This window comes from Caballeronia udeis, from assembly GCF_044909315.1.
Lineage (GTDB): Bacteria > Pseudomonadota > Gammaproteobacteria > Burkholderiales > Burkholderiaceae > Caballeronia > Caballeronia udeis_A.
This window is the reverse complement of the sequence record NZ_JBIYEB010000001.1, coordinates 563,811-577,975: the sequence shown is the minus strand read 5'-3', so window position 1 is coordinate 577,975 and position 14,165 is coordinate 563,811. Positions and strand designations below refer to the sequence as shown.

Sequence of the window (14,165 nt, the reverse complement as noted above, 5' to 3'; positions counted from 1 at the left end):
CAGCGTAACCCAAGCGCGCAGAGTGCTTGCGCGCCTGAATAAAACTGAATTTGTACCTCCTCCAACGGGCTTAATCCCGGTGGACTTGCCCAGCGCACTTGTCTGGGCTTTTTTGCATTTTTCGATGATACGTAAAAGGCAAGTTCCAGACGTCCAGTAAAGACAGCGCTTACATACTGCAAGGTTCGCATTTCAAAATGCGTGACCTAAAATATAAGAGGGCTGTGACGCATTAAGGAGGCGGCCATGACTGAGTCGATGATCGGTTTTGTAGTAGGCCTTGCGGTCCTGATAGCTATTGCGGCTGTATTGGGCCGCCGGTATCGACGCGAACACCCGGAAGACGGCAGCGGATGGATGCGTATGCGTGAATGGCTCGATGCCCACCACATGAGCTGGATGCACCATAAGCATTAATGCGCCGCTAAAAAACAAAAAGCCCACTCGCAACGCGCAGTGGGCAAAGATGAAGAGAGTAGCGAATCTTCATGGCGCGGATCCGGAAGCGCCCAGTGGAGCGGTGTGGGGCGCACCCGCGTCAGTTGCCGGCGGCTTCACCGCTCGTGGAGGCCTGCGTCCGTCTACCTCTGCTTTTCCATATGCAATAGCAAACCGGCAGGCGTCGTCCGCCTCCGCGAAATGGCCCAGCACGCCCGATGCCCAGCGCGCGCCGTTCGGTTTCGTGACAATGACCATTGACGCAAAACTGCCGCGCTCGCCGGCCGCGAGGGGCATCAAAACATGATCGTTATAGTCGAGTGGAATGGCGTGCATTCGGTCTCCCCGTTAAACGAGATTTTCGATGGATGATTCTCCCGTGTCGGGGTAAACGTGGTTGTTAGTAATTGAAAAAAACGGAAACAACGCGTGCAAAAAGGCCCGCACGCGCTGGGCAAGGCTGTGAACGCAGCTTCCGGTCGTGTCGGGTTTTTGCAAGCCCGAAAACACGATACTCACGGAAAACATCTCTGCTTGAGCAATCCTCCATTACCAACCATAAAATCGGTAATGCTTTCGTGAAGCTTTTGGAAAATATTCTTATCGTGAAAGAACAAGGACTGCGGAAAGTTTTTGCGCCGTTTTGACCCGCTCGAGTAGCGGGTCGTGAGTGCTCAGAAAGAAATTTTGAGAATTTGCGCTCCCTGTCCTTGCGTACCCGCATACAGGTTGTTGTTTTTGTCGATCGCGAGGGAGGTGACGAAGCCCGAAGGCGCAGCGAACGGATACGCGGTCACTGTGCCGCCGACCGACATGCGATAGATCGTTTGTATGTCAACGGTAAAGATATCGCCCGCGGCATCGACGGTAAATCCCGCGCCCGTCATGAGCGTGGGCGGCGTGATTGTCGTCACGGTTCCATCGGGCGATATCTTGCGGAATACGCTGGGGCTTCTCACATAAAGGTTGTCGTTGGCATCGATCCCCAGATTGTTGGAGGTCAGTGTGAGCGTCGCAGCGGTCCCGGCTCCGTCCGCGTTTCCAGCCGTGCCATTGCCGGCAAAAACAGTCCAGCCGGTCGGTGGGGTGAACTTGACGATCCGGTTATTGACTACATCGGCAAAAAACAGGTTTCCCTTGCTGTCGAACACGAGTCCGCCAGACGCAACGTTGGGGGAAGGGGAACTCTCCCAGTTCGGATACGGACTTGCCAAGGCTCCTGAAGCCGTCATTTCGGAGATCGAAGCACCAAACAATGCTGGCGAAACAGAGGCGAGCGTCACGCTAGGGGCCGAGCCATAGATGTCGTTAGCTGAATCAATCGCAACGCCATCCCACTCGTAGGGCTGGGCCGCAGCGGACAAGGTTGTCACTACGCCTTGCGGCGTAAGTTTCCTGAGTGCGCCTTCGTCCGAGAAGATCACGTTGCCATTGTTGTCGACGGCAAGATAACCGCCGCCGTGAAGTATTGCGGCAGCGCCCGTTCCGTCCTGGATAGTCGGTGTCGACAGAGAGCCGGCGAAGGTCGTCGCCGATCCCGCCAGAGCTGTGACCGTGACCGGCGTGGCAGAGACAGCCGCGCTCGATGTTTGTCCGGTCGTGACCACGTTGTTCGCGACGCCGGTTGCGCTCGCGGGCACGGTCACCGTTGCGCCAGCTTGCGTGGCGACTGTGTTCGACGATCCATTCAGGGTGATGACGCTGCCATTTGGCGACGTAATGATCGCGCCGGAAGGCACCATCACCGACTCGTTCGCGGTCATGGTCACAGAGGCGCCTGCTGCAACGCTGGCAGGTCCCGCCGCCGCCGTCGTCGAATTGCCGCCGCCACCGCAGGCAACCAGCATCGTACTGACGCACGACACGAGAATGGCACGCAAGAAAATCGTCATGGATCTTCGTTCCCTAATAAATGGGAAAGAAGAATACATCGGCGCTTCTTAATGATGGCCGTTATCGACGACCGGATGTTACAGAAAATTACCAAGATGGAGCCGTGCCCATGCTCGACGAACGCCCTGTGACAGCACGTTTAGTCATTTAAATTAGAAGTTAAACTTTGTAGTTTGCCTTCGTATCTGCTAACGTACCGACATGAAGACGAACAACGAAACGCAACCCATCGATCCGGAAGTCGCGCGTGCGCATGCTGTCGCGGGCGAATTGCGCGTGGTGCTTGGCAAGCTGAAACGGCGGCTGCGCGAAGAGGCCAGTCTGGGAGAGTTTACTTTGTCCCAGATGTCAGCCCTTAGCCGGCTGGAGCGCGAGGGTCCCGCGACCGTCACCACGCTCGCGCGGGCTGAAGGTGTGCGCCCGCAATCCATGGGCGCCACCGTGTCGACTCTCGAGGCGGCCGGGTTTGTGATCGGCACGCCGGACCCAGCCGATGGACGTCAGACCATTTTGTCGCTCACCAACACATGTCGCGAATGGATCAAGGCGAGCCGTGCAGCCCGGGAAGACTGGTTGTTCCGGGCCATTCGAACCAAGCTCACACCCGCGCAGCAGCAGGAGCTTGTGACCACCGTCACGCTGCTCAACCGGCTCGTCGATTCCTGATTGACCCCATGCTGCGTGGCAGAAGCAGTGCCATCGGCTCAGCTACTCCCTTTGCCGCGCCTGGTTCAAGGGCGCGCCGCAGTCCACCTCGCATGAAGGAAAACGCCATGGCAATCACCACGCTCGATCCGAAAACGGCCCTTGTTGTCATCGATTTGCAAAAGGGCATTGTTGCGCTCCCCACCGCGCACCCCGTCAATGAAGTCGTCAAGCACGCCAGCGAGTTGCTTGACGCGTTCCGTAGCCACGGCTTGCCGGTCGTGCTCGTCAACGTTACCGGCGGCGCGCCGGGACGCGCGGAGCAGGCCCGTAGCCTCGCCGGGCTTCCCGCGGACTGGGCCGAACTTGTCCCCGAACTGAAGCAGCAGCCGGATGATCACATCGTTACGAAGCGGACGTGGGGTGCGTTCACGAACACCGACCTCGATGAATATCTCAAGAAGCTGGGTGTTACGCAGGTCGTTATCGCCGGCGTGGCGACCAGCGTTGGGGTGGAGTCGACTGCCCGCTACGCCCACGAGCATGGGTTCAATGTGACGCTGGCTACCGACGCGATGACCGACATGAACGCCGATGCCCACATCAACAGCATCACGCGGATCTTCCCAAGGCTGGGCGAGACGGGCACGACCCGCGAGATCATCGATCTGCTTGGCAGCACCCGCGCGTGAGCTCTTTCAGCGCGGAGATAGCAGCCTCGGGAGCTGTCCGGTGAAAGGAACCTTCCGCTCGCTGAACAGCTTCAACTACCGGGTCTGGGCCGGCGGCGCGATCGTGTCCAATATTGGAACGTGGATGCAGCGCACCGCCCAGGATTGGCTCGTGCTCACGCAACTGACCCGCCACAATGCGACTGCGGTGGGCATAGTCATGGCGCTCCAGTTCGGCCCGCATCTTCTCTTGCTGCCTTTCACCGGTTTTGCGGCCGACCATCTCGATCGCCGCAAACTTTTGATTGGCACGCAGGCGGCTTTGGGAACGCTCGCGCTCGGGCTGGGCATTCTCACTGTCGCCGGATGGGTCCAGTTGTGGCACGTGTACGTGTTTGCGTTCTTGCTCGGCAGCGTGAGTGCGTTCGATGCCCCCGCCCGTCAAACCTTCGTCGCCGAATTGGTGGGGGAAACCGATCTGTCGAACGCGGTCGCGTTGAACTCCACATCGTTCAATGCCGCGCGGATGATCGGGCCGGCCATTGCAGGCGTGCTGATTGCATCGGTGGGGACCGGGTGGGTCTTCCTGATCAACGCGGCGTCGTTTGTCGCGGTGCTCTGCTCGCTGGGGTTCCTTCGCGTGCGTGAGTTTCATCAGAGCAAGCGGGCTGTCCGGGCGCGCGGGAGTCTTGCGGAAGGGTTTCGATACGTCTGGAAGCGACCCGATCTGAAAGCGGTGCTGCTCATGCTGTTTCTGATCGGAACGTTTGGACTGAACTTCCCGATTTTCATTTCCACGATGTCCGTCACCGTCTTTCACGCCGGCGCGAGTCAATACGGACTCCTGTCGTCGGTCATGGCGGTAGGCACGGTCGCAGGTGCGTTGCTCGCCGCGAGGCGGACGAAACCGCATATCGGTGTGCTGTTCGCGAGCACTGCGATCTTCGGCGCCGGCTGTGCGTTGGCAGCAATCGCGCCGGGCTATGCATTCTTTGGTCTTGCGCTCGTGGTCATTGGCGTGTCCGCGCAAACCATCACCACGACGACGAACAGCACCATGCAGCTATCCACCGAACCCGCCATGCGCGGTCGCGTGATGGCGATCTTTCTGGCGATCGCGCTGGGCGGCACGCCCTTGGGTGCGCCGGTGGTGGGTTGGGTCGCCGACAGGTTTGGCCCGCGCTGGGCGCTTGGCGTTGCAGCGGCAGCGGGGTTTGCAGCGGCTATCGTCGGGATTCGGTATTTGGCGAAGTACCGCCAGTTGCGAGTGTTCATCGACGCAGGGAGGCTGCGGTTTAGTATCGATGACGGTGATGCGGTGGTTTGAAGGGCGAATATCTCTGGCGATAACCAAAAGCCACAAAGCAAATCTATGGTCACGCCCATTTTTGCAACGATGATTTTTGATGGTGTAGTGGGATGGCTTGCGTAAATCTATCCGAAGGGCTGCGGCGGCGCATCCGCTCTCTTTGGCTGCATGGCAAGACTTCCCACGGCCGTGATCGAAACCCCGATCTTCCAGAAGTAAGCCGAGCGTGTCTGGTCCGAGGCCGAGCGCGAGAACTTGCTGCCCAAGGACATCCAAAAGGTGGCGTGATGAACATCGAGAAAATCACCAAGGCCATCGAGGCCGATGCCGGATCTGCGCCATACGCCTGAAGAAGCCAAGGCGCATGTTGGTCGCGTGACGAGCCCTGAACAGATGCTCGTGCGGCAAGCGCGCGAGGCATCCAGCCTGACTCAGGCCGCATTTGCTGAGCGCATCGGTACGCCAGTTGCCACTCGGTGAGATTGGGAGCAGCGCCGCTTTGCACCGTCGGGTGCAGTGCTGTGCCTGTTGCGTTTGATTATCAAGTATCCTGAACTGACAGCCGAGCTTGCCGCGTAAGCTCGGCAGTACGTAGGCCACCGCTTTCACCCGCTGACCGCGCCAGGCCGACTTGTCACCAGCCGAGGTGGAGGCTCTTCTTCCCCGTCTATGAGCGTTGGGGCGTATCCAATGCCACACGCATGATGGATTGCCCGCGCGAGATTGCATTTTCGCCAGGCGGCTCAAGCCGTACGAGAAAGTCGACGTCTGGTTCCGTGAGCTTCGCGAGTTGTTCCTGTACGGCACCGAGCCGGATGAGACACTGGACATGCCAGTTTAGTCCGACCATGAGCCAATCTGTCAGGCCGTTCCATTCGCTCAGTAGAATGGTGCCGGTCGTTCCGTGTTCTTCGGCGAATCTCTCGATGCGTTTCTCGATGACACGAACATCGTCTCGAGCAATGGTGCCTGCGATGCGCAGTGAAACGGTGTGCGAAACCTTGTCGTGCGAAAGATATACTTCTGCGATGCCGCCCAGATGCCGTGAGACGCTTTCGATGTCTTCCGCCTCGATATCGTCCTGTACCGACATCGAACCCGAGAGGACATATGACCATTTCTCCAATGTAGACCTCGCGATGACCGCCATACATTCGACCATTTGGGTGATTGCCATTGCCGCTTACCGGTCAGGTGCCAGGAACCGCTTGAGGATGAATGCCTGGCGCTCCAGGAGCGCATTCAGTTGCGCGTGAAGGTCGTCGAGCTCGGCGAGCAGATCGACGTGATGCGAAAGGCCTAGTGGGACGAACGAGGGTTCACCGTATCGGAGGCGGCTGAAGATCGCGCCGGCCATGGCCCATTTGCGTGCGAACTGTTCAAGGGCTTCTTCGACCGATTGCTGGTCGCTTTGGTGAAGCGCGCCCCGTATGCGCAGGACGAGCGAGTGGGTGACAGAGTCGGTCGCGAAGTAGACGTCAGCGGGGTTGGCGATGCTTTCGGCGAACTGCTGGGCGTGGATGTGCTTGAAGTCGGCGCGAACCGGTAGCGTGCCACGTATTTCGTAATTGACTGGCATGGTGCCCTCTCGGAACGGGAGCGCGAGACGACCGATTGACGGATGGAGACCGGCTGCCGGGCGCGGGGAAATATATCAATCGAATGTCTTCAGAGTCAATTTTAGTATCGTTTGATACTTTGTCAAGAGGAAAACCTGTCAAATGGATGTGTTCGGGGAGCGGCTAAAGAGTGAGCGGTCGCGTCTGGGCTTGAATCAGGCGGAGTTTGCAGCCTTAGGCGGCGTGAAACAGCACGCGCAGTTTCAGTACGAGAAGGGCATGAGGCGACCGAATTCCGATTACCTGAGCGCAATTACTGCGGCGGGCGTGGATGCCTACTATCTCCTAACGGGAAAAAAGGCATCTCGTCTTGAGAATGAAGATGAACAGCGAATAGTTACGGGACTTCGTGAGCTCGACGCAGGCAAACGTGCAGCGCTCTTGGCGCTAATTGAGGCGTTTACTGGCTTACCGCAAGAATAGGCTCATGGCTGTTTAGGGTCTAACCAGATAGCGGCCACCGCAGGCACCCCGTCCGGTTAGGTCCTTCTTGCCACACGCTGTGCTGACCGATGTTGAATCGACGCAAGACACGATGACAACGAAGCATGGGACTCGGCCGGGCAAGAGAGGGTCGCCCTATTAACGGCGACGGCCCGCTACACTGGCCTGTATCCAACGCCTCGGGATCACAATGGACATTCGACCACTGCATACTGAAGATGACTATCGCGCAGCGCTGGCAGAAGTGTCGGCACTGGTCGACCTCGACCCGGAACCCGGCACATCGGAAGGCGACAGGCTGGAGGTACTGAGCATCCTCATTGAGCATTATGAGAGCTTGATGGAGACGGCGCACCTACTGCGCTCTCCGGCTAACGTTACGGACCTGGGGCGTTCCATTGCGCAATTGCAGGCACGCAAAATCAATCCTGCGCCAGGATCGGTTGAGGCTATGAAACCGGCTACTGATCGATTGCCGTGTGACGCCGGCGTGGCCAGAGAGGCCGCCACCCGACTTGCCGATCTCGGCGGCACTCAACCGGGCATCGAAGGCGCACCGCGTCGTCGTTTCGGCACACTGGCTGGCCAGGTCGGCATGTCGGCCGACTTCGACGCGCCGCTCAAGATTGACGAAGCCGCGATAGACCGCGCAGCTCGCGACAATCCAGATTTGCCTCGATCATTCGTAGTCGATACGTTGCAAGGGCGTGCCGAGGCTTGCGCGGGAAAAACCAAGCCCTTTACGCCAAAAGGTAAGAGAGACGACAAGTAGCGGTTGTCATGATCGGATGCAAGCTAATCAGACTATGTCTCCTGTCGTCGTTCAACATCTTGCGGTTGAGTCTTGTGCCTGCTTGGCACATACGAAGTTGGGTTGAAACGGCTTCCCGCCAAAAGGGATTAGCCGAGCGTCGCCAAGAGATCCGCAGGATTCAGGTGGGTGTACCGCTTGAGCATCTGCATAGATCTATGTCCAGTAACGCTGCGACCTCAAGCGGGCGAAGCCGCTTTTCGAACAAGCGGCTGGGCGCTTCATGCCGCAGGGCGTGCCAGCGAAGGTCGGGAAATCCGCTTTCTCCCTTCACGACGCGCTTCCAAACGAGTACGGCAGCATTACATGATGTCCCGAAAACGGGGCAACAGGCTGAGATCGACGCGCGTTCAGGTTGCGCATGGTGCGCAACAAGTCCTCGACGTTGCGTGCAAGTCGATCCAGCGAATGGACGACCAATGTGTCGCTATCGCGCACGTACTCGATTGCCTTTGCCAGCCCCGTGCTGCTTTGTATCAAAAGTACGATAGGCCGGCTTGTACCCGCGTCGACGAATCTCAGCGCGCCAGTACGCACCGCGTTGGTTGATGTATCCCATTTCAAAACTCCAGAGGTCGTTATTAAACGCTTGGTCTGGATTCTCGAACTCCGGCAGATTTCCGGCAAAGGCCAGTTTTTGACGCCGGTGCACGTGACTTAAGACGAAAAAAAAGCACCGGCGCCTACGCGCAAGTGCTTGATTTTCCTACCCAAGGGTAAGTGGTGGGGCGTGACAGATTCGAACTGTCGACCTACGGATTAAGAGTCCGCTGCTCTACCAGCTGAGCTAACGCCCCGAAAAACTGAATCCGAATTATAGCGACGTTTTCGCCGATTACGCAACTGTCTGCAATGCAAAACCTGAAAATACCGTCTCGCTGATGCCCGAGAGCCGCGCGGCACATGGCGTGGACGTTCATCGTCCGTCTCAAAAAAAGCCTCGCTTCGGGCAATTGTCACGAGCCGTTATCATGACGAACGCGTGAAACACGCGCTCGTTGCGGCACCGGCAATCGCACGAAAGCAGCCACAAGAACAGCCGCGAGACCAACATCACCCAACCAACTCCATGGACGAATCCGCCATCCGCGCTCTGCTCGACACCACCTTCGCGCCGTGGATCCGCGACCTGGGCCTGGCGCCGGAAAGCGCCACCGATACCAGCGTCACCCTGCGCCTGCCCCACACGGACAAGCTCCGCCACGCGGGCGGCGTGATCTGCGGCCAGGTTTTCATGGCCGCTGCCGACACGGCGATGATTGTCGCTATCGCGCACGCGCTGGGAGGTTTTGAGCCGATGACCACCGTTTCGCTCACCACAAGCTTCCTGCGTCCGATAAAAACCGGCGATGTCCTGGTAACCGCGTCAATCCTGCGCCGCGGCCGCAACCTGGTCTTCGGCGAAATCGAACTCCACGATGAAACCGGCGCGCTCGCAGCTCACGCGACCACCACGGTCATGCTCCTCTCATAGAACAAGCCAGCATGTTCGATCAAGTCGTATTCGCCGGCGGCGGCAACCGCTGCTGGTGGCAAGCCGGTTTTTGGGACGTCGTCCAGCCAGAACTCCAGCTGCGCCCGCGTGTGATCACCAGCATCTCGGCCGGCGCGGCCACGGCGTGCATGCTGTACATGAATCATGCCGAATGGGTGATGGATTACTACGCGCGCGTGCTGCGTGACAATTCGAAAAACGCGTATTGGGGCAATCTGCTGCGCAGCGAATCGGTGTTTCCGCACTATCGGATCTATCGCCAGGCTTTACTCGATATCTACGGCGCCGAATTTCCATCGCTGCAGGACGCGCCGGAAATTCGTATCGGCTTATCGCATTTGCCGCGTTGGCTCGGTGCCCGCAGCGCGGTAGCGGCGGGGCTGATCGCCTATAACATCGAAAAGTACGTGCGCAAGAAGCTGCATCCCACGCTCGGTCAATCTCTCGGTTTCCATCCAGAATTCGTCAAAGCGCAATCGTGCGCGACGGTCGAAGACCTCGCCGAGCTGATCCTGCAGTCGTCCTGTACGCCGCCGTTCACGCCGGTCATGCGTCGGCACGGCCGGCCGGTGCTCGACGGCGGCATGGTCGACAATGTGCCCGTCGGCGCGCTGGATGCGTCGCCGGGACTGGTTCTCGTGATGGTGACGCGTGTGTATCCGCGACCGCAGATGTTTGTCGTGGAGCACGGTGCGAACCGCGACCAGCGTCGCATTTATGTGCAGCCGTCGCGCAAGGTGCCGATTTCGGCGTGGGATTACACGAGTCCGTCGCTGATGCGGCCCGCATACGACCTGGGCCGTGCCGACGGCGAGCAATTCCTGACACGCTTGCCCGATCTGCTGGGCGCAGCCGCGCATCTCTAAGAAGGAGTATCGAACCGATGGCCAAACACCACAAATACACGCTGCAAGTTGCCTGGACGGGCAACCAAGGCTCCGGCACCTCGCGCTACGACGCGTACTCCCGCGACCACCTGGTTCGTGCAGCGAACAAGGTGGCCATCGAGGCATCGAGTGATCCGGCGTTTCGCGGCGACGCCACGCGCCACAACCCGGAAGAGCTGTTCGTCGCGTCGCTTTCGTCGTGCCACATGCTCTGGTACCTGCACCTGTGCGCCGTGAACGGCATTGTGGTGACGGGTTACGTGGATGACCCCGTTGGCACGATGGAGGAAACGGCCCAAGGAAGCGGTCGCTTCACCGACGTCGTCCTGCGCCCGCAAGTGACTATTGGCGCGGGCGGCGACGTGGAGCTGGCCGACCGTTTGCACGAGGAAGCGCATAAGTTCTGCTTTATCGCGAACTCGGTCAATTTCCCCGTCCGATGCGAACCGTCCACGGACATTTCCACGCTTTAACTATCGCCGGCGTCCGCCCACCAGCGCTTCCGGATTGGCGACGCTCGAGGTGTCGCCGGCATCGAAGGCGAGGATGTTCTTGAACGCCGCCGTGAAATAGAGCTCGTAGCTTTCGCGCTCCACGTACCCGATGTGCGGTGTGCAAATGACGTTTTCCATGCGCAGCAGGCTGTAACCCTGCAGGATCGGCTCGCTTTCGAACACGTCGATGGCAACCATCCCCGGCCGGTTGTGATGCAGCGCGTTGAGCAGCGCATTTTCTTCGAGCAGTTCGGCGCGGCTGGTATTCACAAACAGCGCGGTGGGCTTCATGCGCATCAGATCGGCGGCCGTGACAATGCCGCGCGTTTCGTCGTTCAGCCGCAGATGCAACGAGAGCACATCGCTCTGTTCGAACAGTGCTTCGCGGCTCGCGGCCACATCCACGCCGTCAGCACGCGCGGCGGCCTGGGAATGCTCCCGGCCCCAGACCATCACTTTCATGCCAAATGCCTTGCCGTAGCCGGCAAGCAACTGGCCAATTTTTCCGTATCCCCAAATCCCCAGCGTCTGGCCCCGAAGCACCTGGCCCAGGCCGAAATTCGGCGGCAACGCGGAAGTTTTCAGGCCGGACTGCTGCCACGCCCCCTGCTTCAGGTTCGCCACGTACTGCGGTATCCGGCGCTGTGCGGCCATGATCAGCGCCCAGGTCAGCTCGGCCGGCGCAATCGGCGAACCGGTGCCTTCGAGCACTGCGATTCCGCGCTCGGTACACGCATCGAGCTCAATGTGGCCGCCTGCCTTGCCGGTCTGGCTGATCATGCGCAGCCGCGGCAGTTTGTCGAGCAGTTGCGAGCTGATCCGGGTGCGCTCGCGGATCAGCACGAGCGCTTCTACTTCCGAAAGTCTGCTAGCCAACTGTCCGAGTCCGCGCACCGTGTTATTGAATACTTTCACCTCATGATCGGCGAGCAGACTGAAACAATCTAGCTTGCGAACGGCGTCTTGGTAGTCGTCCAGGATGGCAATTTTGATTGGCATGGATTGGCTTTTGATAGGCATCAAACGTGCTGCAGAAATTCGAGGATGGACAGGAATCAACGCGGTAAGTTCGGGTAATTACGGATTTATCGGGTAATTACGTAGAAATTCGCCGAAATACGGGCATCGCGTCGCGTTAAGCTGCTGGTGTAGCACGGCGAATTTACCGGTCGCCGAATGGGTATCTGAAAGAATTCGAATGCGGAATAGGGCAGTTTAGCCATTCACGCGTCACGAGCGCCGGAAAACCGGCAACGATGGAGACAATTCCTATTCCTTTTTAACAGTATGTTCCGTGCCGACGCAAGCCGCGATTCAGACGGCAGTCGCCACCAGACTAGTCAACTCCCCGACGCATGCCTTGTTTTTGTGTCGCCGTCTGTCACGTGAGTTCCGCCGTGCAGGCAAAACCGGCGGCCTGAAATGCGCCTCTCGCGAGCAGCGCCGGCGGGTTGCAAACCGTTTTCTCATCTAAGAACGGAGTGTGCTCGATGAACCAGCCCGCAGTAGTAGATCAAAACGTAGTCGCCGACCGCGACGCACCGTCGTATGTGAAAAACCAAAAACTCATCGACTGGGTGCAGCGGGTCGCCGCGCTGACGAAGCCGGACCGGATTGAATGGTGCGACGGGTCGGAGGAGGAATACGACCGCCTGTCCCAGCAAATGGTCGATGCCGGCACGCTCAAACGCCTCAATCCCGCCAAACGGCCCAATTCCTATCTCGCCTGCTCGGACCCGTCCGATGTCGCTCGGGTGGAGGATCGGACGTTCATTTGCTCGGCGCGCGCGAGCCAGGCCGGTCCGACGAACAACTGGATCGATCCCGCGGAAATGCGTCTTACGCTGGACGGTCTCTTCGACGGCTGCATGACCGGCCGGACGATGTTCGTTGTCCCCTTTTCGATGGGCCCGCTCGGCTCGCCGATCGCGCACATCGGCGTGGAACTGACCGACAGCCCGTACGTGGTCACCAACATGCGCATCATGACGCGCATGGGCCGCGCGGTGTACGACGTGCTGGGCGCCGGCGGTGAGTTCGTTCCCTGCGTGCATTCGGTTGGCGCGCCATTGCAGGCGGGGCAGAAGGACGTGCCGTGGCCGTGCAATGACACGAAATACATCGTCCATTTTCCGGAAAGCCGCGAGATCTGGAGTTTTGGTTCGGGTTACGGCGGCAACGCGCTGCTCGGCAAGAAATGTTTCGCGCTGCGGATTGCATCGACAATGGGACGCGATGAAGGCTGGCTCGCCGAACACATGCTGATTCTCGGCGTGACGTCGCCGGAAGGGCGCAAGTATCACGTCGCGGCCGCGTTTCCATCGGCGTGCGGCAAGACCAACTTCGCGATGCTGATCCCGCCACAGGACATGGCGGGCTGGAAGGTCTCCACCATCGGCGATGACATCGCCTGGATCAAACCGGGCCGCGACGGCCGGCTGTACGCGATCAACCCCGAAGCGGGCTATTTCGGCGTGGCGCCCGGCACGAGCGAAAAGACCAACTTCAACGCCATGGCGACGCTCAAGGAGAACGTGATCTTCACGAACGTTGCCCTTACCGACGACGGCGATGTCTGGTGGGAAGGCATGACGGACACACCGCCGGCGCATCTGATCGACTGGCAGGGCAACGACTGGACACCCGAGTCGGGCAAGAAGGCGGCGCATCCGAACGCGCGCTTCACGGCGCCGGCCGCGCAATGCCCATCTATTGATGCCGACTGGGAAAATCCGGCCGGCGTGGCGATCGATGCATTTATCTTCGGCGGCCGTCGTTCCGACACCGTACCGCTCGTGACCGAGGCGCGCAACTGGAACGAGGGCGTCTACATGGCCGCCACGATGGGCTCCGAAACCACCGCCGCCGCAGCCGGCCAGCAAGGCGTGGTCAGGCGCGATCCGTTTGCCATGCTGCCGTTCTGCGGCTACAACATGAGCGACTATTTCGGCCACTGGCTGAAAGTGGGCGAGCGGCTGGAGAAACTCGACGCCAGGCTGCCGAAATTCTTCTGCGTGAACTGGTTCCGCAAGGGCGACGACGGCAAGTTCGTGTGGCCGGGTTTCGGCGACAACATGCGCGTGCTGAGCTGGATGATCGGCCGTATTGAAGGCACCGCGAAGGGTGAGGAACATGCGTTCGGGCTGTCGCCGCGCTTTGAGGACATAGACTGGGGTGCGCTCGACTTCACCCGGGAACAGTTCGAACGCGTGGTCTCCGTGCAGGACTCGGCATGGCGCGCTGAGCTCGAATTACACGATGAGTTGTTCACGAAACTCGCCCAGGGACTGCCCGACGAGCTTGCAGAGACGAAAGCCGGGATCGAAAAAAGACTCTCGGCCTGACTTTCTGTTACCGCACGATTAACGCGATTAGTGACGGAAGTCGACATAATCGATGAAATAAGGGCCGCATTAGCGGCCCTTATGCATTTCCCGCTCTACTGCGCCAAAATTGCTT

17 protein-coding genes, 1 tRNA gene and 1 pseudogene are annotated in these 14,165 nt (G+C 59.4%); 12 read left to right on the top strand and 7 right to left on the bottom strand.

The features are described from left to right. The first annotated feature begins 246 nt into the window (after window positions 1–246). The gene (locus tag ABH944_RS02730) at window positions 247–417 is read left to right on the top strand and encodes a hypothetical protein (RefSeq protein ID WP_165936542.1); all 171 of its coding nucleotides are present in this window, start codon (window positions 247–249) and stop codon (window positions 415–417) included. A 69-nt stretch (window positions 418–486) separates the two neighbouring features. On the opposite strand, the gene ABH944_RS02725 is transcribed toward ABH944_RS02730, so the two are convergent. Continuing rightward, window positions 487–774, bottom strand: coding sequence for a hypothetical protein (locus tag ABH944_RS02725; RefSeq protein WP_404604242.1), 288 nt, complete (start codon window positions 772–774; stop codon window positions 487–489). A gap of 338 nt (window positions 775–1,112) precedes the next feature. Continuing rightward, a complete protein-coding gene (locus ABH944_RS02720; RefSeq protein ID WP_404604241.1) occupies window positions 1,113–2,330 on the bottom strand; it encodes an NHL repeat-containing protein in 1,218 nt (405 codons plus the stop codon). Window positions 2,331–2,532: 202 nt separating this feature from the next. Between ABH944_RS02720 and ABH944_RS02715 the strand changes: the two genes are divergently transcribed. The 4 genes from ABH944_RS02715 (at window position 2,533) to ABH944_RS02700 (ending at window position 5,436) form a co-directional block, all read left to right on the top strand. Beyond that, entirely contained in the window at window positions 2,533–2,997 is a 465-nt protein-coding gene (locus tag ABH944_RS02715) for a MarR family winged helix-turn-helix transcriptional regulator (protein ID WP_404604240.1), read from the top strand. Window positions 2,998–3,104: 107 nt separating this feature from the next. Continuing rightward, window positions 3,105–3,668 carry an isochorismatase family protein gene (locus ABH944_RS02710; protein ID WP_404604239.1) on the top strand — a complete coding sequence of 188 codons (564 nt, stop codon included), beginning with the start codon at window positions 3,105–3,107 and terminating at the stop codon, window positions 3,666–3,668. A gap of 40 nt (window positions 3,669–3,708) precedes the next feature. Further along, the gene (locus ABH944_RS02705; protein WP_404604238.1) at window positions 3,709–4,974 is read left to right on the top strand and encodes an MFS transporter; all 1,266 of its coding nucleotides are present in this window, start codon (window positions 3,709–3,711) and stop codon (window positions 4,972–4,974) included. Between the two features lie 306 nt (window positions 4,975–5,280). After that, complete coding sequence (locus ABH944_RS02700; protein ID WP_404604237.1) at window positions 5,281–5,436, top strand: helix-turn-helix domain-containing protein; 156 nt, start codon at window positions 5,281–5,283, stop codon at window positions 5,434–5,436. 187 nt (window positions 5,437–5,623) lie between these two features. Here ABH944_RS02700 and ABH944_RS02695 read toward each other — a convergent pair whose 3' ends face one another. After that, window positions 5,624–6,133: a hypothetical protein gene (locus ABH944_RS02695; protein WP_404604236.1), complete on the bottom strand. Its 510-nt coding sequence runs from the start codon at window positions 6,131–6,133 to the stop codon at window positions 5,624–5,626. Window positions 6,134–6,139: 6 nt separating this feature from the next. After that, entirely contained in the window at window positions 6,140–6,535 is a 396-nt protein-coding gene (locus ABH944_RS02690; protein WP_404604235.1) for a hypothetical protein, read from the bottom strand. Between the two features lie 142 nt (window positions 6,536–6,677). Between ABH944_RS02690 and ABH944_RS02685 the strand changes: the two genes are divergently transcribed. Together ABH944_RS02685 and ABH944_RS44620 are read left to right on the top strand one after the other, a co-directional pair. Next, a complete protein-coding gene (locus ABH944_RS02685) occupies window positions 6,678–6,998 on the top strand; it encodes a helix-turn-helix domain-containing protein (RefSeq protein ID WP_404604234.1) in 321 nt (106 codons plus the stop codon). Window positions 6,999–7,209: 211 nt separating this feature from the next. Beyond that, window positions 7,210–7,354: pseudogene (locus tag ABH944_RS44620) on the top strand (transcriptional regulator); the annotation flags it as partial. Between the two features lie 746 nt (window positions 7,355–8,100). Here ABH944_RS44620 and ABH944_RS02675 read toward each other — a convergent pair. After that, entirely contained in the window at window positions 8,101–8,268 is a 168-nt protein-coding gene (locus ABH944_RS02675) for a recombinase family protein (protein WP_404604288.1), read from the bottom strand. Between ABH944_RS02675 and ABH944_RS02670 the strand changes: the two genes are divergently transcribed. Then, the gene (locus ABH944_RS02670; protein ID WP_404604289.1) at window positions 8,192–8,491 is read left to right on the top strand and encodes a hypothetical protein; all 300 of its coding nucleotides are present in this window, start codon (window positions 8,192–8,194) and stop codon (window positions 8,489–8,491) included. The genes ABH944_RS02675 and ABH944_RS02670 overlap by 77 nt on opposite strands. A gap of 60 nt (window positions 8,492–8,551) precedes the next feature. Here ABH944_RS02670 and ABH944_RS02665 read toward each other — a convergent pair. Next, window positions 8,552–8,627, bottom strand: a tRNA-Lys gene (locus ABH944_RS02665). A gap of 272 nt (window positions 8,628–8,899) precedes the next feature. Between ABH944_RS02665 and ABH944_RS02660 the strand changes: the two genes are divergently transcribed. Genes ABH944_RS02660 through ABH944_RS02650 form a run of 3 tightly spaced genes read left to right on the top strand, consistent with a single transcriptional unit; the run spans window position 8,900 to window position 10,685 of the window. Next, window positions 8,900–9,304: a PaaI family thioesterase gene (locus ABH944_RS02660; RefSeq protein ID WP_404604233.1), complete on the top strand. Its 405-nt coding sequence runs from the start codon at window positions 8,900–8,902 to the stop codon at window positions 9,302–9,304. 11 nt (window positions 9,305–9,315) lie between these two features. Then, window positions 9,316–10,191: a patatin-like phospholipase family protein gene (locus tag ABH944_RS02655; RefSeq protein WP_404604232.1), complete on the top strand. Its 876-nt coding sequence runs from the start codon at window positions 9,316–9,318 to the stop codon at window positions 10,189–10,191. A 17-nt stretch (window positions 10,192–10,208) separates the two neighbouring features. Beyond that, window positions 10,209–10,685: an OsmC family protein gene (locus tag ABH944_RS02650; RefSeq protein WP_404604231.1), complete on the top strand. Its 477-nt coding sequence runs from the start codon at window positions 10,209–10,211 to the stop codon at window positions 10,683–10,685. Here ABH944_RS02650 and ABH944_RS02645 read toward each other — a convergent pair whose 3' ends face one another. Next, window positions 10,686–11,699 carry a D-2-hydroxyacid dehydrogenase family protein gene (locus tag ABH944_RS02645; protein WP_404604287.1) on the bottom strand — a complete coding sequence of 338 codons (1,014 nt, stop codon included), beginning with the start codon at window positions 11,697–11,699 and terminating at the stop codon, window positions 10,686–10,688. Between the two features lie 497 nt (window positions 11,700–12,196). On the opposite strand from ABH944_RS02645, the gene ABH944_RS02640 reads away from it, so the two are divergent. Continuing rightward, entirely contained in the window at window positions 12,197–14,050 is a 1,854-nt protein-coding gene (locus ABH944_RS02640) for a phosphoenolpyruvate carboxykinase (GTP) (protein ID WP_404604230.1), read from the top strand. Window positions 14,051–14,165: the final 115 nt, after the last annotated feature.

Excerpts from the sequence above, each read along its gene's own strand:
- ABH944_RS02730 (WP_165936542.1), top strand. The coding sequence starts at position 247 with ATGACTGAGTCGATGATCGGTTTTGTAGTAGGCCTTGCGGTCCTGATA.
- ABH944_RS02725 (WP_404604242.1), bottom strand. The coding sequence starts at position 774 with ATGCACGCCATTCCACTCGACTATAACGATCATGTTTTGATGCCCCTC.
- ABH944_RS02720 (WP_404604241.1), bottom strand. The coding sequence starts at position 2,330 with ATGACGATTTTCTTGCGTGCCATTCTCGTGTCGTGCGTCAGTACGATG.
- ABH944_RS02715 (WP_404604240.1), top strand. The coding sequence starts at position 2,533 with ATGAAGACGAACAACGAAACGCAACCCATCGATCCGGAAGTCGCGCGT.
- ABH944_RS02710 (WP_404604239.1), top strand. The coding sequence starts at position 3,105 with ATGGCAATCACCACGCTCGATCCGAAAACGGCCCTTGTTGTCATCGAT.
- ABH944_RS02700 (WP_404604237.1), top strand. The coding sequence starts at position 5,281 with ATGCCGGATCTGCGCCATACGCCTGAAGAAGCCAAGGCGCATGTTGGT.
- ABH944_RS02695 (WP_404604236.1), bottom strand. The coding sequence starts at position 6,133 with ATGGCAATCACCCAAATGGTCGAATGTATGGCGGTCATCGCGAGGTCT.
- ABH944_RS02690 (WP_404604235.1), bottom strand. The coding sequence starts at position 6,535 with ATGCCAGTCAATTACGAAATACGTGGCACGCTACCGGTTCGCGCCGAC.
- ABH944_RS02685 (WP_404604234.1), top strand. The coding sequence starts at position 6,678 with ATGGATGTGTTCGGGGAGCGGCTAAAGAGTGAGCGGTCGCGTCTGGGC.
- ABH944_RS02670 (WP_404604289.1), top strand. The coding sequence starts at position 8,192 with ATGGTGCGCAACAAGTCCTCGACGTTGCGTGCAAGTCGATCCAGCGAA.
- ABH944_RS02660 (WP_404604233.1), top strand. The coding sequence starts at position 8,900 with ATGGACGAATCCGCCATCCGCGCTCTGCTCGACACCACCTTCGCGCCG.
- ABH944_RS02655 (WP_404604232.1), top strand. The coding sequence starts at position 9,316 with ATGTTCGATCAAGTCGTATTCGCCGGCGGCGGCAACCGCTGCTGGTGG.
- ABH944_RS02650 (WP_404604231.1), top strand. The coding sequence starts at position 10,209 with ATGGCCAAACACCACAAATACACGCTGCAAGTTGCCTGGACGGGCAAC.
- ABH944_RS02640 (WP_404604230.1), top strand. The coding sequence starts at position 12,197 with ATGAACCAGCCCGCAGTAGTAGATCAAAACGTAGTCGCCGACCGCGAC.